Below are 18,470 nucleotides of genomic sequence, written 5' to 3'. Positions count from 1 at the left end.
GATTATTCGAGTACAAAATATCAATAGGAGAAAAACTATGTACCACAGCAACGGAAACTATGAGGCTTTCGCGCATCCGGCGAAACCGGAAGGCGTAGATAAGAAATCAGCGTACCTTGTCGGAGGAGGTCTCGCCGGACTGGCGGCGGCCGCCTTTCTGCTCAGAGATGCCCAAATGAAGGGCGAACATATTCATGTTCTGGAACAACTGAAAATTCCCGGCGGAAGCCTTGACGGTATCTGTGAACCCCAGGGATGGGTAATCCGCGGGGAAGGGAAATGGAAAACCATTTTGAATGTCTCTGGGACCTTTTCCGGTCAGTACCCTCGCTTGAAACAAAAGGTATTTCAATTCTGGATGAATTTTACTGGCTGAACAAAAAGGACCCGAATTTCTCACACATGCGGGCCACCCAAAACCAGGGACAGGACGGCAAGACGGACGGAAAATTTACCATTGACGACCAGGCGACAAAGGAAATAATAGAGCTTTTCCTTTCAACCGAAGAATCCCTGAATGACAAGAAAATCAATGAGGTTTTCTCCGAGCACTTTTTCAAATCAAACTTCTGGCTTTACTGGCGGACCATGTTCGCGTTTGAGGAATGGCACAGCGCAATGGAAATGAGACGCTATATTATGCGTTTTATCCACCATCTTGGCGGACTTCCCGATTTGTCGGCGCTGAAGTTCACTAAATTTAACCAGTACGAATCACTGGTGCTTCCTCTGGTAGCCCATCTGAAAGCAAACGGCGTACAGTTTATGTATAATACCGTGGTCACTGATATTGAAACCGATATTTCAGCCGGCCGGAAAACCGCAAAAAAAATCCTGTACACCCAGGACGGCAAAGCGGGGACCATCAACCTTACTGAAAATGATTTTGTTTTCGTTACCAACGGAAGTATTACGGAGAGTTCGTCACTGGGTGATCATAAAACGCCGGCAAAAATAAATACCTCTCCGGGAGGAAGCTGGGGCCTCTGGAAAAAACTCGCGTCAAAGGACCCTGCTTTCGGCAAACCCGATAAATTCTGCGGTGATATTGATAAAACCAAATTCGTATCCGCAACCATTACCACTCTGGACGATAAGATCCCTCCCTACATTGAAAAGATCTGTAAACGGGACCCCTTTGCCGGAACAGTAGTAACCGGCGGTATTGTCTCGGTCAAGGATTCAAACTGGCTTTTGAGCTGGACTCTGAACCGGCAGCCCCATTTCCAAAAACAGGGAAAGAATGAACTGGTAGTATGGTTCTACGCGCTCTTTAATGATGTTCCCGGCAATTACGTTAAAAAACCGATTACCGAATGTACCGGAATAGAGATCGCGGAAGAATGGCTGTATCACATGGGTGTTCCGGAAAACCAGATCCATGATCTCGCAGTGAATTCAACCAATACTGTTCCCGTTATGATGCCCTATGTCATGTCCTATTTTATGCCCAGGGCGCTTGGAGACAGACCTCTTGTTGTGCCGGAAGGAAGCGTAAACCTTGCGTTTATCGGTAACTTCGCGGAAACCGAACGGGATACGGTGTTTACAACCGAGTATTCAGTGCGGACAGCTATGGAGGCAGTGTACACTCTCCTGAATGTCGACCGGGGTGTTCCTGAAACCTTCGCTTCCTGTTTTGATATACGGGTGCTTTTAACAGCCACACGCCAGCTCCTTGACGGAAAGAAAATTACCGAAATAAAACTTCCTTTTATTCTGCAATGGCTTGAACGGAAGGGACTGGATAAGGCGAAAGGGACCTTTGTTCACGAAATGCTTGAAAAGTCCGGTTTAATATAAAAGCTTTACCGGAAGATTCCGCATAATAAAAAGGCCGCCGGATAGCTTTACGGCGGCCTTTTTATATTTCAAAAATATCCATACATCTTAAACATTATTTTCAGGTGTATGCAAAAAAAGTACTGATGTTAATAGTCTGGGGGCAGATCAGATCATGGAAGAATAATATAACCCCAGTAATATAACCGACGCAATCGCAGAAGCCATCAGCAGATATTTGAATATCCAGTCAAAATTCACGAGCGATAAAATCACAATCCCCGCACTATAGATCAGATACATATACTTCGGGGTAAATCCTGAATAAAGAAAAAAGAACAGACCGGCGACAATAAATACAACAAAAAGCAATGTTGAATATACTGAGTATTTGCCTCCCGATATGATACTGAGCAGCCTGAAAAACATGGATATGCATATAAGCTTTTCATTAAAGAACAGGATATCGGTATCTGGAATCAGGTTGGTGAAAACATTGAAAAGCAGCAATCCGATAAGCCCGTAGTTTATAATATCAAAAATTCCTGAAACACTTAGCCAGTTTTTTTTCTGTTTTATCCTCGGATTTTTTTATACACGGATTCATTTTTTGAATCTTCAGGTTTATAGCCGCCGCTGTAATTTGCAAGATAATCAAAAAAAGTTATTTTCAACGGCGCTTCCTGAAAAAAGTTCCGAAAGGGAATCAGAAGCTGAGAGGAGTTTCCTATGATATACACTATGGAACCGTTCCTCGCGGTGTTCACAAATACAGATGAGGTACATAACTGTTTTACAGATGCGAAGCCCTTTCCTCTGATTACAGACTCTGTGTTGCCTGATATCGTTTTAAAATAATCTTCTTTTGAATTCCAGTATATTCCGTTGTTTGTAAGCACAACAACAGTCTGTAATTTTCTGAAGGAGGAGGAATCATCAATAATCAGCTGAATATTTTCATCGCCGGAAATACCGAACATTTCTTTTATAGACTGCTCTGTCTTTTCATCAGGATTAACGATAAAACGGCTGGAATGACTGCTTCCAAAGGTTTTACTCATTTTATTCCTTTATGTTATAAGCGCATAGCGATAATTATACAATTTTCTACTTTGAAATAAAAAAGAAAAGCTGCCGGACAGACCTGCCTGGCAGCTTTCATTTTTTCTGACTGGTTATTTAGTGCCTTTTTTTGCGGGCGCCGGTTTCGCGGTTTTATCTGCAGGTGGTTTTGCCGCCGCTGTTTTTCCGGCAGCGGGCTTGGCCGCGGGTTTTGCTGCCGCTGTTTTTCCGGCGGCAGGCTTGGCCGCGGGTTTTGCTGCCGCTGTTTTTGCAGCAGGTTTGGCTGCTGATGTTTTGGCGGCCGGGGCCTTTGCCGCAGGTTTGGCTGCTTTTTCGGCAGGGGCTTTCTTGGCTGCAGGTTTTGCCGCTGGTGCTTTTCCCGCCGGGGTCTTTGCCGCAGGTTTGGCTGCTTTTTCGGCAGAGGCTTTCTTGGCTGCAGGTTTTGCCGCTGGTGCTTTTCCCGCCGGGGCCTTTGCCGCAGGTTTGGCTGCCGCTGTTTTTGCAGCGGGCTTGCCGGTGTTCGCAGACAGAAGAGTATTGATTTCTGCGGCTGACGCGTTCATATGAATCTTTTTACCGTCTATTTCCATCCAGGTCCTGATGGCGGTAACAAAATCAGTATTAAGGCCTTTTTTTGCCCGCTCTTCATCGGCAGGAGTCTTATATTCCTGCTCGCAGAAAAATACTGCATGGCCTTTAAGCAAGGCGGCTTTGTCAGCTTTCATGCCCTTAAAATCCTTTTCGGTTAAAGGTGTTTTTTTCACCTTGTTTTTATATCCTGATGCCTCAATCTTCTCATAGTATGCTTTGTTCTTTGCCTTTTCCTCGTTAGTCAGTCTCTCAAGTTTTTTGGATTCTGCGCTATCGGGAATCTCTTTGCCACAATGGGGACACTTCATATTACCACTCCTTTAATGTGTTGAGAAAATATATAGTCCTTTATATAAAGTGTAATAGCAAAACAAAAAAAAGAAAGGAAAATTTTATTATCCGGTAAAAATCATATGTCTTTCCGCGAAAAATACATATTCGGATATTCAAGCGTCCGGCGCATAAGCCGGTCAGCAAGCATTCTGCAGAAGGGCAATCCCTGAGGTAAAACTGAAGACAGTGACAGTTTTTTTCTGTCAGATTTTTCTGAACTGTCTCCGGCGTTACAGCTGTGTTTATCTGCCCGGCGTTGGTGCCCTTTCATTCATGCCGCTTGTCAGTTCAAGTGTAATCGTTTCAAGACTGTTACTTTCGAACATTTCTTCCGGTCCGTATTTCAGCGGCAGACGCCTCACACCAATCCCCTGCTGAAAAAGCATCTTGCTTTTTACGGTTCCATCTGAAAGTCCCCATAAAATACATTCTGCAGCATGCGGAACATTTCAGCTGTATCTATCGGTTTCGCAAGATGTCCGTCCATCCCGGAATCAAGGGCTTTCTGGACGTCCTCTCTCATTACATTCGCGGTCATTGCGATAATTTTTACTGACAGCGCGTCAGCCCTTCCTGATGACCGTATTTCTCTTGTCGCTGTGCAGCCATCCATAATAGGCATCTGCATATCCATAAAAATAACATCATAGTAATGTTCCCGGGAACCGGTAAACAGGTCCAGAGCTTCCCTGCCGTTCTCGGCAGTATTCATTTCAATCCCCGAATCCTTTAAAAGCTCGAAGATTATTTCCCTGTTAATTTCTATGTCATCAACAATCATAATCCGCTTTCCGGAAAAATCAGGGACCTCGATTTTTTCCGCGATATTTTTTTTCTCCGTACTCTCGGCTTTTTTTTGTGACGGCACCCGGATTGTAAACGTAAAGACACTGCCCTTTCCCGGCACACTGCTGACATATATATCGCCGTTCATCATGGCTACAATATTTTTTGAAATTGCGAGGCCGAGTCCGGTCCCGCCGTAATGAGTACTTATGCTGCTCCCGCCCTGTTCAAAAGGATTGAATATGCTTGCGGCATATTCGGGATCAATACCGATACCATTGTCCTGTACGGAAAAACGGAACGTACTCCGGCCATTTTCATAAAATTCCTCGCTGACAATGAGATCAATTTTGCCGCCCTTGTTGGTAAATTTTACCGCGTTTGACAAAAGGTTGATAAGAACCTGGTTCAGTCTGAGCGAATCCGTTGTAATTCCGTCATGTTCGAGTTCAGTTATTGTCAGCTTCAGGCTGATATCTTTATCAGCGGCGCGGTTTTTAAACATTGAAACAACAAAATCAATACTTTCAGTGAGGGAAAACATTTTATTATCAAGGGAAATTTTCCCGGCTTCAATTTTTGAGAAATCCAGAATGTCATTTATAATGCCGAGGAGATGACCTGAACTGTCCTCTATTTTCTGCAGGCAGTCATTGATTTTAGCAAAGTCATTGGCGTTCTTTGCAATCTGCGTCATGCCTATTATGGCATTCAGCGGGGTACGGATTTCATGACTCATATTGGCCAGAAACTTACTCTTTGCAATTGAAGCCGATTCGGCAAGGTCCTTGAGTTCGACCAGCCGCGCATTCTTGCTGTTTATTTCACTGATCATTGCCCGGTAAACGCTTACATCCGACAGCGTAATAACAGATCCGGAAAACCGGCTTTTGGTTACTACCAGCCGCTGGGAAACCGCCAGGGTTTTAAGCTCTTTGCCTGATGTTTTCAGGGTAAATTCTCCGCCCTCTTCCTGGGTTAAATAATTCAAACCGAAGAGATCAGGAGGCACACTGCTCACGGAGTTTCTGCGGAAGTAAGAGATCAGTTCCTGAATGGTTGCCTTTCCGCCCTTCAGATCAAAGTCCGGGAAGGTCTCGGAAAAAGACTCATTCACGTCCACGATTATATCGTCGCCGTCCACAATAATAATTATGTCTTTCAGGAAAGAAAAAATACTGGTCAGAGCGGTTGTCTTGAAACTGAACAGCCGCGATTTATAGGAAAATACGGCGAACAGCATAAACATGAAAAAGAATCCGATGGGTGTAAGATCGTGTTTGATCCCGAAAAACCCGAAGGTAAATCCCATATTGAAAAGAAAGGGAAGCATAATACCGAGGCCGGTAATCAGGATTGAAGGTTTTTTGCGCACCGTTTTTACGAGATACCGGAAAAAAATTATAAAAGCCACAAGGATAGTTACATATGCAAAAACAGTGTGGACCCAGAAAACCGGACCGGGCAAAGATTTCGGATATTCATAGCTTTTAAAAAACTGCCAGTGCAGCGGATTTGTGATAAGCGCTATCGTGTCAATAACCGGAATAGTCCAGTTGATAATAAATACCGTACGGGAATGAGCCAGCTTCGATTCAGTAAAATTCAGGAAAAACCAGAAAAAACTGTAGGGAAGGAAACAGACCATTATCATCCTGAGTGTGTAGGCAAAGGAAAAATACTCAGGACGGATAACCATTGTAACCGCATTAAGAATGGTCCAGAAATATACAACAATTCCCAGGAACAGAAAACTTTTGAGCTGGGGACTCCGGGTATCTCCGAACCACAGGCGCGCAATTATATAGATGAAAATACCCGAAATGACAAGTGAAAGAGAAAACAGCACAATATCACTATTTATCAGGAACATCTTTTTTCCTTAAGCGAAGGCGCCCCTGGCGTCAATGCTCGAAATCATTATAACACAGGGACTGAAACTCTTCAAGGAAAGAAAGTCCGGCTGCCCGGAGGTCCCGGACTATTACATATTATGAAACGTCTTCTTCGCCGGATTCGGGTTCAAGGATATCCATTCCGGAAGTTTCTTCTGCCGGTTTTGCCGGATACCAGCCTTTTTTAACCCGCTCTTCCTGTTCAATGAGTTCATGAATGCTCCAGAACATGGTAAACCCGGTTACGGCAGTCAGACAGGAAACAATATTCTGCTTTACAACTACCGAGACTGCGCAGCATATAATGCCGCCCGCTAGAAAAAGCGGCCACGCTTTTTTCCCGAAATGATATTCCGTTTTTATCACAATCGGATGAAAAATACCGATGATCAAAAACGTCCCGAACCCGGTGATAATTCCGTCCCAGTTCATAGTCAGAGGCTCCTGTTTGTTTATTTTGGATTTTTAAATATACACCATTAACTTACGTTTCTGATGTAAAGAATCAGTTTTTTCTTTACACCAGAAACACTTACAATCGGGAATAGTCAAGTAATCCGAATTATTTGACTATATATTGCATCGTGATATATCACGAAATGATGCATTACATTGCGATATAGTATTTACACGGCGTCGAGCGCATTTGATATATCCGAAATTATATCACGGGAATCTTCAATCCCGACAGAAAACCGTATAAGATCAGGAGAAACGCCAGCGGTTTCCAGTTCTTCATCGGAAAGCTGCCGGTGAGTGTGGCTGGCCGGATGGAGTACACTGGTACGTGCGTCCGCAACATGGGTAACAATTGCCGCAAGTTTCAGTGAATCCATAAAAGTCACAGCCGCCTTCCTGCCGCCCTTAACACCGAAGGAAAGCACTCCGCAGCCGCCCTCCGGCAGGTATTTTTCCGCAAGGCCGTGCTGTGAATCGCCGGGGAGTCCGGGATACCGCACCCAGGATATTTTGGGATGGGTACTCAGGTATTCGGCGACAGTCTGGGCGTTCTCGGCGTGCCGCTTCATGCGGAGGTGCAGGGTTTCCAGACCGATATTAAGCAGGAAGGAATTAAACGGCGATGGAATTGCGCCGTAATCGCGCATAATCTGGGCAGTGCCTTTCATAATAAAGGCCGCTTTTCCGAACTGTTTTGTATAGATCACACCGTGGTAGGACGGATCGGGCTGGGTCAGTCCGGGAAATTTTCCGGCATTGGCTTCCCAGTCAAAATTACCGCTGTCGACAATGCAGCCGCCCACGCTTGTCGCGTGTCCGTCCATATATTTTGTTGTTGAATGGATTACAATGTCGGCACCCCATTCAATGGGACGGCAGTGGATCGGAGTGGCAAAGGTATTGTCTACCATAAGCGGCACACCGTTACGGTGGGCCACGCGGGCAAATTTTTCAATATCCAGCACAGTCATCGCGGGGTTCGCAATGGTTTCCCCGAAAAAGGCCTTTGTGTTCGGGCGGACAGCCGCCTGCAGGGTATCTTCATCCGCATCGGGAGGCACAAAGGTAACTTCTATGCCCAGCTTTTTCAGGGAAACCCCGAACAGATTAAAGGTCCCTCCGTATATTGTGGAAGAACAGACAAAGTGGTCTCCGGCTCCGCAAAGATTTACGACCGCAAAAAAACAGGCGGCCTGACCGGAGGATGTCAGCATCGCGGCGGCGCCTCCTTCAAGATCGGCAATTTTTGCCGCAACGGCATCATTGGTCGGATTCGCCAGTCTTGTATAAAAATAACCGGATTCCTCCAGATCAAACAGACGGCCCATGTGTTCGGTTGAAGAATATTTAAAAGTAGTGCTCTGCACAATGGGAAGGATACGCGGCTCGCCGTTTTCCGGAACGTATCCCGACTGAATACACTTTGTACCGATATGATATGATGCCATACAGACTCCTGTTGCAATTTCCGCAAACTGGTTTTTTAGTAGTCCGATGGTACCATAAAGACGGAAAAACGTAAATGGTCTTTTCCGCCTTAAAGCAGAAAATTTCAGATACCGGTATCTCCTTTGATCAGGTCTTTGCCCTTCGGACTTTTGCCGGAACATATGTCTGCCGGCTTATTCCTCAAGGGCTATATACCATTTGTTTTTTGCTTTTACGGAATCTGTTGTCAGCGCTATATACATATTGTTTTCGGCGTCAGCCGCGGAAAAAGTCAGCCGGGTGTTCAAACGGTTCCAGCCGGGAAGATAATGGATGGACGCGTTTTTAATAAGATGTACCGGATTGCCTGATTCATATTCCGTTTCTCGGTACATTCCCGTTATTTCCGCTTCTGTACTGGCATATACGTATGACACAATATTGGTGAGGGTTTGATACTGTGTATTATACTCACAGTTTTTTATGATAACTCTGTTTCCATCCATAATGGAACTCAGTTCCAGAGTCCCTGTCATCAGATCGTCAGGCAGGAGCGTGAACTGCATGGCCATGTCATTATCATTTTGAAGTTCCGGATATTCGCCTGAAGACGCCGGAATATCTATTGATAATTTTCCGTCCTCAATTGCGCCGTTCGCAATGATAATTCCGTTTATGGAAGCCACAACAGGCAGAGTCAGGTGTTCCATAAAGGTCCCGTCGAGATGATATATCTTTTCATTTGAAATTGAAAATCCGTTTCCCAGCGGTGCGGACTTAATAGCTGACCCGGTAGTTTTGCAGCCGCATACAAGTAAAATAAAAACAGCCGGAATAATTCTTCTGAAAAATTGCTCACGCATATAAACTCCTGAATTTGCGAGGAAATAACTTCGGATAGTATAACACGAAATTCAGTGCAAGACACCCCGGAAAACCGTCTTTTGTAAAACCTCAATAAACCTGCTTGCGGTTTTCGGGTTCTGCCCTTACACTGAAAGTTATGTATATGCCTCAAACACAACCGCTTCCGGCGCTGGATGTGCCGGAAGCAAAAATCAGTTATCCGATAATCCGGATAGCCCGTCCGATACTTCCTTTAGCCGCCAGGGCCCTTCATTTCAGGGAACCGGTTATACTGCACCCCGAACGGCTGGTTTCCGCGTACCGTGATTTCCAGCAAAAGAAAATACGGCTGATTGTCGGGTTCCGCCATCCGTATGGCGATGATCCCCATCTCATGGCCTATCTTTTTCTTCATTCACTTCCAAAGGCCGCTCGTAAACTGAAAATAAAGCTGAAAAATCCGACGCATGTACATTTTGTGTACGGAGTTGAGGTAATGTTCTGGTCCGGTAATTTTGTACGCTGGCTCCTTCCCCGGGTCGGGGCGCTTCCGGTAAACCATATACACATGGATTCAAAGGGGATGAATCTTATCAGAAAAACAATAGCAAACGGTCCCTTCCCGCTCGCACTCGCGCCTGAAGGCCATGTTACCTACAGAAGCGAACAGCCAGGGGAAATCGAAACAGGCACGGCCCGTTTTTGTTTTTGGTGCGAAGAAGATTTACTCCGTGAAAACAGAGACGAAGAGGTCATTTTTCTGCCTCTTTCGCAGCATTACCGGTACGGAAAAAACGCGGAAAAAAAGCTGGATGAATTTCTCCGGAATCTAGAACTTGAATGCGGGGTAGTGTCCGGCGGTACGGATTTTTCAGGCAGGCTCAGAACAATCGGAAAAGCGATACTGGAAACCCTCCAGGAATTTTACACGGAACTTTCAGGAAAGCCCTGCGGGAATAATCAGAGTGCTATACTTATTGCCGCCCTGGAGGCCTGCGAACGGATTCTCAGCGTTACTCCGGTCCAAACTGATCCGTCAATCGCGCGGATATACCGGGTCCGGGCCGCGGGCTGGGACCGCATTTTCAGAAAGGATTTAGATGACATGACACCCCTGCGCATGGCAATGACGGACAGGGAAACCGGCGAAGCCTGGTACGCGATGCGGCATATGGAAATGTCGGAACTTCTGTCCTACATAAGCCTGACCGAAATTCCCAATAATGCCCATATAGAACAGTATATAGAAATCGCAAACAATTTCTATGACCTTGCAGAAAGAATAAAGGGCGGAACTCTCCGGAACCGTGCGAACTTTTTTATGAAAAACCCTGTTATAGTTCCCGGAGATCCTATGCATATTTCCGAGTACTCAAAACTGTATAAAGAAAACAAAAAGAGGCCCTCTCCAAAGTTTCGGAAGATATGAAAAAAGTTATTATAAATGTATTGAGGAATACAGGGAAAAATATCCGTAATGCCGGTCTGCGCGGACACTTAAAAAGCCGGGGGGATCAATTCAAGTCCGGCAGTCTCCGGAAAACCGCACATCAGATTCATATTCTGCACAGCCTGCCCGGAGGCGCCTTTCAGCATATTATCAAGAGCGGACACAACTTCGAGCATTGTGCCGTTATTTACTATATGCACTGATATATCGCAGTAATTTGAACCCCGCACATTCCGGGTAGTCGCTATACTGTCCCGGGGAAGAATGCGGACAAAGGGTTCGTCAGAATAGAATCCGGCAAAGAGATCGCGGAGCGAATCAGGATCAGAAACAGCCCCGACAGTTCGGCGTAAACCGTTGCGATAATTCCCCGGTTCATTGGTACAAGATGGGGAGTAAAAACTACTGAAACCGGCCCGCCTGAGGCGATGGTCATGTTCCGGGCAATTTCACTTTGATGCCGGTGTTTTCCTATTCCATAGGGGGAAAAGGATTCGCCGGATTCACAAAAGTGGTTTGTCTGGGTCGGTTTCCGCCCGGTTCCGGTTACTCCGCTTTTTGCGTCAACTATAACCGGATTTGTTTTTATCAGGCCGTTTTTCAGTACAGGAAGCAGTGCCAGGGTTGCCGCGGTAACATAGCAGCCGGGATTCCCTACTACCCGCGCATTTTTTATTTCACTCCGGTACATTTCCGGCAATCCGTATACGGATTCCGCATGGACCTCAGGAAACTGCCAGTCAGCGCCGTACCATTCTTTAAATACCGGCTCATCCGTTCCGTAGCGAAAATCAGCGGAGAGGTCTATCAGTTTTTTGCCCTTTGCGATACAGTCAGCCGCATATTTTTCCGCAAGGCCGTGAGGAAGGGCTGTAAAAATAACATCCGATTTACTTAAAACGGAATCCGCGTCGGTCAGAGTACCGTCTGTTTTGCCCCGGAATTGTCCGCGCAGATTGGGATATATGTCGGCAATGTTCTGCCCTTCAAATGATACAGAGCTAAGCATGAGTAAGGAAATTCCAGGGTGCGCAATCAGTAATCGGACAAGCTCAACACCGACATAGCCGGTCGCACCTATAATTCCAGCAGTAACCATATATACACCTTATATACACCTTTAATTTAAATTATTTGACTATACTTCTCCCCGCAGGCATTTTACTGTACCCGCCCGGAAGTATACTACCGGGTATTTCCTGAAAAGGTCAATTACCGGAATATATGCCGATGCTTGACCTCCGGTTTTTAAGCGTGGCATACTGCCGGAATGAAAAAGCTGCAAACCGTTTTTCTTTCCCTGTTATATATTGTATGTATCATTTCCTGTAAAACTGCGGGGCCGGTCCGGGATTTCCGGGAAACATCCCTGCTGCCTCTCCGGGACGGCTGGTATCTGTATGACTTTGAATGCCTCATTAAAGGAACCGAGGCTGAATATATGTTCGCGATGCAAAGCGGCGGAATGCAAATGATTCAGGAATTAACCCAAAAACAGAGCGGCACTGTTGTCCGCAGCGAAAATGGCACATTCGCCGATCCGCTGCTGCTCGTACGCCTCACGGCCGATAATTCGGGAATATTACCTGCCAGGAAAATTCCGGCATTTCAGGATTTATCAATCCGGACGGATCATTTTTCTGGAGCGGGACCATTGAGCAGAACGGACTTGCCTGTAATGTAAGCGTAAAAGGAACCTTTACCTATATTACCGATGATATGAAAGCTGACGGCAGTTATGACGGTGTGTATTATCTGACGGACAGCGGCCGGAACAGGGAACAGCTTGTAACGGTAAAAGACGGATTTTATACCTGGCGGTATCTTACCTCAGAAGACGGCGATGAAAAATTCGAACCCTGGCCGACGCTTGTCAAACCAGACGGCAGTCTGTTTTTTGAAATGGAAATGACTACGGTGATGGAAATGACGGGAATAAGCAGAATGGATTATTCAACTTATCATATTGAAACAGGAAACATTACACCGGGAACCGGTATTTATTTGCAGGAGCTGACTGCCACTTCCGGAATGGGGAATATGGCAGGATCGAACGAACCCCGGATTTTATCGGGAACGGCTGTCCGTGAGGGAGAATTCCCGAATGAACAAATCCCGCCGGACGCAGCGGCGGTTGTCGCGGAAAGGGAACGGAACATACGTACGCTGCCAGGCCCCGGGCACAGACCGCTCCCGGCTGGTTTCTGAACCCGCCGCGCAGGCACGATACTCTTGTTACGGTAGGTGAAAAACGTTTTTCGGATGAAGAGGTCGCGCTCGCAATGGCGGAAGCAATTGCGGCGGCGGATATGGCTGCGCAAATCAGGATCAGGGTTGAAACGGAAATGACGTTCAAGACAACGGATACCGAACAGCAGTATGAGCAGATGACTCAAACCATGTCGCTCCTGAGCATCCCATATACAATAAGGGAAAAACAGTATAATCCGGAAACCCGGACAGCATATATTCTTCTTGAGCTTCCCCGCTCTGAAGTAAAACGTATAATTGAGGATATTGAAAACAGGTAAGGATATGCAAAAAGGCGGACTTTAAAAGTCCGCTTTTTTTACGGAGAAGGGATCCGGCTGCCGGTCAGATCAGGCATTTTTTTCACTTACCTTAAACACTGACACCTGTTTTTCCACAGCCTGGACATTCAGAAGGTTCTGCCTGAGAATTCCGGCCGACTCATCCACAAGTATTTCGACATCCGAAGCCTTTGCCGCAACGTTGATCGATGAGTTCTTTATATTTTCCGTGTCATTTTTCAGCTTGGACATTTCACCCCTGATAACATCACTGTCACCCAGAATTTTTCCGGATTCGGAATGAATATCTTCGGTAATCTGCCGGATCTGCATAAGCGCTTCAAGGATTTGAGTGCTGTTACTGGATTGTTCGTCTATAGCGTTCTGTATTTCACGTTCATTATTGGTAACAATGTCAACCGATTTGTAAATACCGTCAAAATATGAACCGGTTTCATCCGTGGTTTTAACCGCAAGTTCTATTGAGTTTTTAAGATTAACCAGATTTTCCTTTATTACTTTTGACTGCTGGTTTGAATTCTCGGCCAGCTTCCGTATTTCACTCGCAACCACAGCAAAACCCTTGCCTGTTTCTCCGGCATGGGCGGCCTCTATCGCGGCATTCATCGCCAGAAGATTTGTCTGGCTCGCTATGCTTTCAATAATGCTGTTTGCGGCCAGGACACTGTCCGACTGGCTGTACAGGACAGAAACAGTTTCCCTCAGGTTATTGACCGCGACACGCCCGGTCTGCACTCCGCTATGCAGAGAATCAAATTCACCCGCGCTCCGCTGCAGCGTTTGGGCTATTGAACGGATATTTCCCATTGTTTCTTCAATGGCTGAGGAACTTTGAGCCACACTGACAGACTGGGTATTAATCTTTTCATCCTGATGTACAAGACTCTGGGCAACATTTTCTATTGAGGAAGACATAGCATCGACACTTTCGGATTGACTGATAACAGCATGCTTGACCATTTCAATACTCCGGCTGATTTCCGAAACGGATTCCTTTACCCGGTTCATCGCGTCTTCGAGTTCGCCGGTATTGCTTTCCGTTTCATGAATCCCCTTCCTGACTTCAGTGATTATCTTATCAAGCTGACCAATAAACAGGTTGAGCCGCGTCCCCAGTTCTCCCAATTCGTCCCGGTCGTTTTCTTTTAAGCGTATAGTAAGGTCGCCTTCTCCCCGGACAAGATCATCCGCAACTCTCGACGCGTCCTTTATAGGGGCGCTGACTTTTTTATTAACTATCCGGAAAAACAGCAGGGCCAGGATAACATCCGTCGGCGCGGCCCAAAGATACCAGTATATATTGCCGTACAGGCTGATCAAAAAGGCGAAAAATATAATAAGGACTGTGTATATTACAAATGGAATAATTATCGAGCCTAAAAAAGACTTTTTAAAAAATATCCTTGATAAAACATAAAAGGCAGGAACCGCTATAACAACAGCAATAATATAAACAAATAGAATCATCTCCGCATTACCCATACATTTACCCCTTTTTCCGGCCGCTGGAACAGACTGCATTATTTCGTATAGACTTGTGAGAAAAAACTTCCACTAATTTTCCAAAATACACGCGCCTATACATATACTGCAGGATTTTTAAAAAAGAAACTGTTGAAGTAATCTTTATAATATGTACAATAAATTTACACCATTTGAATAAATAATGCTACAAAAAATTCAAAAAAATCAATGCTTTAATATTGTATTATTCCCTCCCGCTGTGGCATACTTCATAAAACATTACTACCGGAGTTTAGTGTGAATTCATCTGATAAAATCGATTATACGTCTTATGAAGCTGCCGTTGAACGCAGTAAAAAAATTGAAGCCGATCTTCCCCTTCATCCCGGAAATTACCGGCTTTTGACCGGCGATCGTCCTACCGGGAGACTCCATATCGGACACTATTTCGGGTCTCTCCAGAATCGGGTGGAACTGTTCAAAATGGGGGTACCCACCTATATATTAATTGCGGATTATCAGGTTTTGACTGATCATGATGCCTATGACCAGATTTCTGAAAATACAAAACAGCTGGTTATTGATTATATTGCGGCCGGACTTGATCCGGAAAGTGAAACGCTGTGCATTTTCCCTCACAGCTATATACCTGAACTGAATCAGCTTTTGCTTCCCTTCCTGACTCTGGTTTCAAATTCCGAGCTTGACAGAAATCCTACGGTAAAGGAAGAAATCCTCGCTTCCGGGAAAAAATCAATAAACGCGGGAATGTACATTTATCCGGTGCACCAGGCAGCGGATATTCTTGCGGTTAAGGGAAATGTTGTCCCGGTCGGAAAGGACCAGCTTCCGCATCTTGAACTGACCAGAACAATAGCCCGCCGCTTTAATGAAAAGTATATTTCAGACGAACCTGTTTTCCCCGAAGCCCAGGCACTTTTAAGCAAGACCCCCAGTATTCTGGGGCTTGACGGCGCGCAGAAAATGAGCAAAAGCAGGAACAACTATATTTCCCTTTCCGCAACTGAAGATGAAACGGAAACGCTTATAAAAAAAGCAAAAACTGACGCGGAACGGCGTATTACCTATGATCCGGAAAACCGCCCGGAAGTTGCGAATCTTCTTTTACTGCTGTCTCTTACAAGCGGAGAAAAGCCGGAAGTCCTTGCGGAAAAAATAGGCGACGGAGGAGGCGGAGCCCTTAAAAAGATGCTCGCCGATTCAATGAATGAATTTTTCAGGCCCATGCGTACGCGCCGGGCCGAACTGGAAAAAGACCCTGATTATATAGATTCGGTACTTTTCCGCGGCATTGACAGGGCGCGGGCGGAGGCAGGAAATACACTTGACCAGGTCCGAAGGGCCATGAATATGGAAATCTGAAAAGGGTCAGAAACCGTACAACGCTTCCCGAAAATCAGAACCCTGGCATTCCTCCGAAACCCTGCATCATTTTTGCAGCCATTCCCTTGTTTTTGCTGACCTTCCGCATGGTTTGCCGGGTTTTTTCAAACTGTTTGATAAGTTTGTTTACCTCGGCAACCGATGTTCCGGAGCCTTTTGCAATGCGTTTGCGCCGGGAAGGACCTATAATAAGATAGTTATGCCGTTCCTTTTGGGTCATTGACTGAATAATAGCCTTCTGGCTTTTTATTCCTGAAGTATCAATATCAGCTTCATTAATCTGCCCGGCAAATCCCGGTATCATTTCAAGCATTGACTGGATTGAACCCATTTTATTCACCCGTTCCAGCTGATCCAGCATATCCTGAAGGGTAAAATTTTCGGTCGCCATTTTTTTCTGAAGTTTTTCAGCTTCTTCAATGTCAATGGTTTCCTGGGCCTTTTCAACAAGACTGACAATATCGCCCATACCGAGGATGCGGCTTGCGATGCGTTCAGGGTAGAAGGGTTCAAAATCCTCTATTTTTTCACCGACACCGATAAACAGGATGGGCTTGCCGGTAATGCTTTTCAGTGAAAGAGCCGCACCGCCGCGGGCGTCGGAATCGAATTTGGTCAGAATTACACCCGAGAGTCCGACCTTTTCATCAAATGTTTTTGCAATATCAACGGCGTTCTGTCCGGTCATGGCGTCTGCGACCAGCAGTGTTTCTACAGGGTCGACAGCTTTCTTTATGTCGGCAATTTCCTTCATCATGCCTTCGTCAATCTGCAGGCGTCCGGCGGTATCCACAATTACGGTATCATACCCGCCTTTTTTTGCGGATTGCACGGCGTTTTTAGCTACCCGCACGGCGTCCTTCGTATCTTCTTTGTATACCGGAACACCGATCTTCTCTCCCAGAACGGAAAGCTGTTCAACAGCCGCGGGCCGGACAAGATCGCAGGCAACAAGCATAGGTTTCCGCCCCTGCTTCAAAAGCCGGGCCGCCAGTTTTGCCGCGCTGGTGGTTTTTCCCGACCCCTGCAGACCCAAAAACAGAATAACCGACTGTGTATCGGGTCCTTTAAGGTGCAAATCCTGCCTGGTATCACCCAGCAGCGCAACCATACGGTCATTGACAATCTTGATAAACTGCTGCCCCGGATTTACAGACCGGAGGACTTTTTCACCTTTTGCCTCTTCAATTGTCGCATTGACAAAACGCCGGACAACCCGAAGGTTAACATCGGCATCGAGGAGAGCCATTTTTATTTCTTCAACAGCCTCTTCAATGTTTTTTTCCGTTATGGTACTTTTCCCGCTGATTTTGCGGACAATATCACTGAATGTATTGGTGACTTTTTCAAGCATAATTAAATCTGTACTCCATCAAGCAGTTTTTCAATGTATTCGACCGGGGCCAGTTCCTTGTTCAGTATCCGGTACAGTCCGTTGCAGATCGGCAGTTTCAGGTTCTGGGCCGCGGAAATCTGCTGGACATACTTGCAGGCAACCGCGCCTTCAGGCAAATATCCGACTTCTCCGATACGGGAAATCAGGTCATCAAGATTTTTGTAATTGTCAAGAATTCTTTCTTCAATTATTTCATGGCCAAAACGCCGGTTTCGGCCAAACTTGCTCCGGCAGGTAACCTCAAGGTCCCCGACGCCGGCTATTGAAGTAAAGGTTTCCTGGTGGGTCGCGCCCATAGCCCTGCCGATTATCTGAATTTCATTTAATCCTGCAGCAAGAAGAAGGGATTCCGTGTTATCGCCGAACGCCGCCGATTTTTTTGCAATAGCGTCCAGAATACCGAACGCCACCGCGACAACATTCTTTGCGGCCGCACATATCTGAACGCCGATCACGTCGAGGCTTGAGTAAACGAGCAAACCTTTCGACTTGAGCACTTCACGGAACCGGATAGCATTCATGGGATTTTCACTTGCCGCAATAAGGCCGGTTACCTTTCCCATCGCAACTTCTTCCGCATGGCTCGGGCCGGAAATATACACCAGGGCTTTTTTATATACGGGCGGCAATTCCTTTTCAAGGGTCTCTACTATCAGGCGGGGGCCGTTATCCGAAGGGATAAAACCTTTTGTAAGAATACCAATGCAGGAAGTTCCGTTTTGAATATCAGGTATGTCAACAAGACTCCGCACTGTTTTGGCAAGATATAATGAAGGGCTGGCCAGTATAATAAAGGCCTTGCCCGATGCTACTTTTCTGATATCGCTTGAAGCGGTAAGGTTTCCCGGCAGAGTAAAGCCGGGTAAATAACGCTCATTTTCATGGCGGCTGTTTATTGATTCCGTGACATCCTGCTCGAGAGCCCACAGCTCAACCGTATGACCGCGGCGCGCCAGAGACATGGCGATGGCCGTTCCCCAGGCACCGGCACCTATAACACCTATTGCTTGACTCATAACCAT

General features: G+C 46.0%; 17 protein-coding genes and 2 pseudogenes. 6 read left to right on the top strand and 13 right to left on the bottom strand.

The window, feature by feature from the left end; translation table 11 throughout:
* Positions 1–37: 37 nt before the first annotated feature.
* A pseudogene (locus tag K7I13_RS14530) lies at positions 38–1,803 on the top strand (oleate hydratase).
* A gap of 147 nt (positions 1,804–1,950) precedes the next feature.
* On the opposite strand, the gene K7I13_RS14525 reads toward K7I13_RS14530, so the two are convergent.
* The 7 genes from K7I13_RS14525 to K7I13_RS14495 all read right to left on the bottom strand — a co-directional run bounded on the left by K7I13_RS14525 (position 1,951) and on the right by K7I13_RS14495 (position 9,199).
* Positions 1,951–2,292, bottom strand: coding sequence for a hypothetical protein (locus K7I13_RS14525; RefSeq protein ID WP_255946803.1), 342 nt, complete (start codon positions 2,290–2,292; stop codon positions 1,951–1,953).
* 65 nt (positions 2,293–2,357) lie between these two features.
* Positions 2,358–2,843 carry a hypothetical protein gene (locus K7I13_RS14520; RefSeq protein ID WP_255946802.1) on the bottom strand — a complete coding sequence of 162 codons (486 nt, stop codon included), beginning with the start codon at positions 2,841–2,843 and terminating at the stop codon, positions 2,358–2,360.
* Positions 2,844–2,957: 114 nt separating this feature from the next.
* On the bottom strand, positions 2,958–3,743 hold the full coding sequence (locus K7I13_RS14515) for a hypothetical protein (RefSeq protein WP_255946801.1): 786 nt from the start codon (positions 3,741–3,743) through the stop codon (positions 2,958–2,960).
* A 419-nt stretch (positions 3,744–4,162) separates the two neighbouring features.
* Positions 4,163–6,427 carry an ATP-binding protein gene (locus K7I13_RS14510; RefSeq protein WP_255946800.1) on the bottom strand — a complete coding sequence of 755 codons (2,265 nt, stop codon included), beginning with the start codon at positions 6,425–6,427 and terminating at the stop codon, positions 4,163–4,165.
* Positions 6,428–6,545: 118 nt separating this feature from the next.
* Positions 6,546–6,881 (bottom strand): DUF4491 family protein, encoded by a 336-nt coding sequence (locus tag K7I13_RS14505; RefSeq protein ID WP_255946799.1) that lies wholly within the window; start codon positions 6,879–6,881, stop codon positions 6,546–6,548.
* Between the two features lie 194 nt (positions 6,882–7,075).
* Positions 7,076–8,356 carry an O-acetylhomoserine aminocarboxypropyltransferase/cysteine synthase family protein gene (locus K7I13_RS14500; protein WP_255946797.1) on the bottom strand — a complete coding sequence of 427 codons (1,281 nt, stop codon included), beginning with the start codon at positions 8,354–8,356 and terminating at the stop codon, positions 7,076–7,078.
* A gap of 174 nt (positions 8,357–8,530) precedes the next feature.
* Positions 8,531–9,199, bottom strand: coding sequence for a hypothetical protein (locus K7I13_RS14495; protein ID WP_255946795.1), 669 nt, complete (start codon positions 9,197–9,199; stop codon positions 8,531–8,533).
* 146 nt (positions 9,200–9,345) lie between these two features.
* Between K7I13_RS14495 and K7I13_RS14490 the strand changes: the two genes are divergently transcribed.
* Positions 9,346–10,611, top strand: a complete 1,266-nt coding sequence (locus tag K7I13_RS14490) for a lysophospholipid acyltransferase family protein (RefSeq protein ID WP_255946793.1) — start codon at positions 9,346–9,348, stop codon at positions 10,609–10,611.
* Positions 10,612–10,679: 68 nt separating this feature from the next.
* On the opposite strand, the gene K7I13_RS14485 is transcribed toward K7I13_RS14490, so the two are convergent.
* From K7I13_RS14485 to argC, 3 genes and pseudogenes are all read right to left on the bottom strand, one after another.
* Positions 10,680–10,832, bottom strand: a complete 153-nt coding sequence (locus K7I13_RS14485; protein ID WP_255946791.1) for a hypothetical protein — start codon at positions 10,830–10,832, stop codon at positions 10,680–10,682.
* A gap of 6 nt (positions 10,833–10,838) precedes the next feature.
* Positions 10,839–10,898 (bottom strand): annotated as a pseudogene (locus K7I13_RS15960) (hypothetical protein); the annotation flags it as partial.
* Positions 10,877–11,731 (bottom strand): N-acetyl-gamma-glutamyl-phosphate reductase, encoded by an 855-nt coding sequence (gene argC, locus K7I13_RS14480; RefSeq protein ID WP_255946787.1) that lies wholly within the window; start codon positions 11,729–11,731, stop codon positions 10,877–10,879. The gene argC and the pseudogene K7I13_RS15960, both read right to left, overlap by 22 nt.
* A 171-nt stretch (positions 11,732–11,902) precedes the next feature.
* Here argC and K7I13_RS14475 point away from each other — a divergent pair, with 171 nt between their 5' ends.
* From K7I13_RS14475 to K7I13_RS14465, 3 genes are all read left to right on the top strand, one after another.
* Entirely contained in the window at positions 11,903–12,316 is a 414-nt protein-coding gene (locus tag K7I13_RS14475) for a hypothetical protein (protein ID WP_255946785.1), read from the top strand.
* 35 nt (positions 12,317–12,351) lie between these two features.
* Positions 12,352–12,840: a hypothetical protein gene (locus K7I13_RS14470; protein WP_255946783.1), complete on the top strand. Its 489-nt coding sequence runs from the start codon at positions 12,352–12,354 to the stop codon at positions 12,838–12,840.
* 74 nt (positions 12,841–12,914) lie between these two features.
* Entirely contained in the window at positions 12,915–13,163 is a 249-nt protein-coding gene (locus K7I13_RS14465; protein ID WP_255946781.1) for a hypothetical protein, read from the top strand.
* A 69-nt stretch (positions 13,164–13,232) separates the two neighbouring features.
* Here K7I13_RS14465 and K7I13_RS14460 read toward each other — a convergent pair whose 3' ends face one another.
* Positions 13,233–14,666: a methyl-accepting chemotaxis protein gene (locus tag K7I13_RS14460; RefSeq protein WP_255946779.1), complete on the bottom strand. Its 1,434-nt coding sequence runs from the start codon at positions 14,664–14,666 to the stop codon at positions 13,233–13,235.
* Between the two features lie 279 nt (positions 14,667–14,945).
* Between K7I13_RS14460 and trpS the strand changes: the two genes are divergently transcribed.
* Positions 14,946–16,031 carry a tryptophan--tRNA ligase gene (trpS, locus tag K7I13_RS14455; RefSeq protein WP_255946777.1) on the top strand — a complete coding sequence of 362 codons (1,086 nt, stop codon included), beginning with the start codon at positions 14,946–14,948 and terminating at the stop codon, positions 16,029–16,031.
* Positions 16,032–16,065: 34 nt separating this feature from the next.
* On the opposite strand, the gene ffh is transcribed toward trpS, so the two are convergent.
* Together ffh and K7I13_RS14445 are read right to left on the bottom strand one after the other, a co-directional pair.
* Positions 16,066–17,406 carry a signal recognition particle protein gene (ffh, locus tag K7I13_RS14450; protein WP_255946775.1) on the bottom strand — a complete coding sequence of 447 codons (1,341 nt, stop codon included), beginning with the start codon at positions 17,404–17,406 and terminating at the stop codon, positions 16,066–16,068.
* 2 nt (positions 17,407–17,408) lie between these two features.
* Positions 17,409–18,464 carry an NAD(P)H-dependent glycerol-3-phosphate dehydrogenase gene (locus K7I13_RS14445; RefSeq protein ID WP_255946773.1) on the bottom strand — a complete coding sequence of 352 codons (1,056 nt, stop codon included), beginning with the start codon at positions 18,462–18,464 and terminating at the stop codon, positions 17,409–17,411.
* Between the last annotated feature and the right edge of the window lie 6 nt (positions 18,465–18,470).

It is taken from the genome of Brucepastera parasyntrophica, from assembly GCF_022376835.1.
GTDB classification, from domain to species: Bacteria; Spirochaetota; Spirochaetia; order Treponematales; family Treponemataceae; genus Brucepastera; species Brucepastera parasyntrophica.
This window is presented reverse-complemented; position numbering and strand designations above follow the sequence as displayed.

Coding starts and splice junctions, on each gene's coding strand:
- K7I13_RS14520 (WP_255946802.1), bottom strand. CDS start 2,843: ATGAGTAAAACCTTTGGAAGCAGTCATTCCAGCCGTTTTATCGTTAAT.
- K7I13_RS14515 (WP_255946801.1), bottom strand. CDS start 3,743: ATGAAGTGTCCCCATTGTGGCAAAGAGATTCCCGATAGCGCAGAATCC.
- K7I13_RS14510 (WP_255946800.1), bottom strand. CDS start 6,427: ATGTTCCTGATAAATAGTGATATTGTGCTGTTTTCTCTTTCACTTGTC.
- K7I13_RS14505 (WP_255946799.1), bottom strand. CDS start 6,881: ATGAACTGGGACGGAATTATCACCGGGTTCGGGACGTTTTTGATCATC.
- K7I13_RS14500 (WP_255946797.1), bottom strand. CDS start 8,356: ATGGCATCATATCATATCGGTACAAAGTGTATTCAGTCGGGATACGTT.
- K7I13_RS14495 (WP_255946795.1), bottom strand. CDS start 9,199: ATGCGTGAGCAATTTTTCAGAAGAATTATTCCGGCTGTTTTTATTTTA.
- K7I13_RS14490 (WP_255946793.1), top strand. CDS start 9,346: ATGCCTCAAACACAACCGCTTCCGGCGCTGGATGTGCCGGAAGCAAAA.
- argC (WP_255946787.1), bottom strand. CDS start 11,731: ATGGTTACTGCTGGAATTATAGGTGCGACCGGCTATGTCGGTGTTGAG.
- K7I13_RS14475 (WP_255946785.1), top strand. CDS start 11,903: ATGAAAAAGCTGCAAACCGTTTTTCTTTCCCTGTTATATATTGTATGT.
- K7I13_RS14470 (WP_255946783.1), top strand. CDS start 12,352: ATGAAAGCTGACGGCAGTTATGACGGTGTGTATTATCTGACGGACAGC.
- K7I13_RS14465 (WP_255946781.1), top strand. CDS start 12,915: ATGGCGGAAGCAATTGCGGCGGCGGATATGGCTGCGCAAATCAGGATC.
- K7I13_RS14460 (WP_255946779.1), bottom strand. CDS start 14,666: ATGGGTAATGCGGAGATGATTCTATTTGTTTATATTATTGCTGTTGTT.
- ffh (WP_255946775.1), bottom strand. CDS start 17,406: ATGCTTGAAAAAGTCACCAATACATTCAGTGATATTGTCCGCAAAATC.
- K7I13_RS14445 (WP_255946773.1), bottom strand. CDS start 18,464: ATGAGTCAAGCAATAGGTGTTATAGGTGCCGGTGCCTGGGGAACGGCC.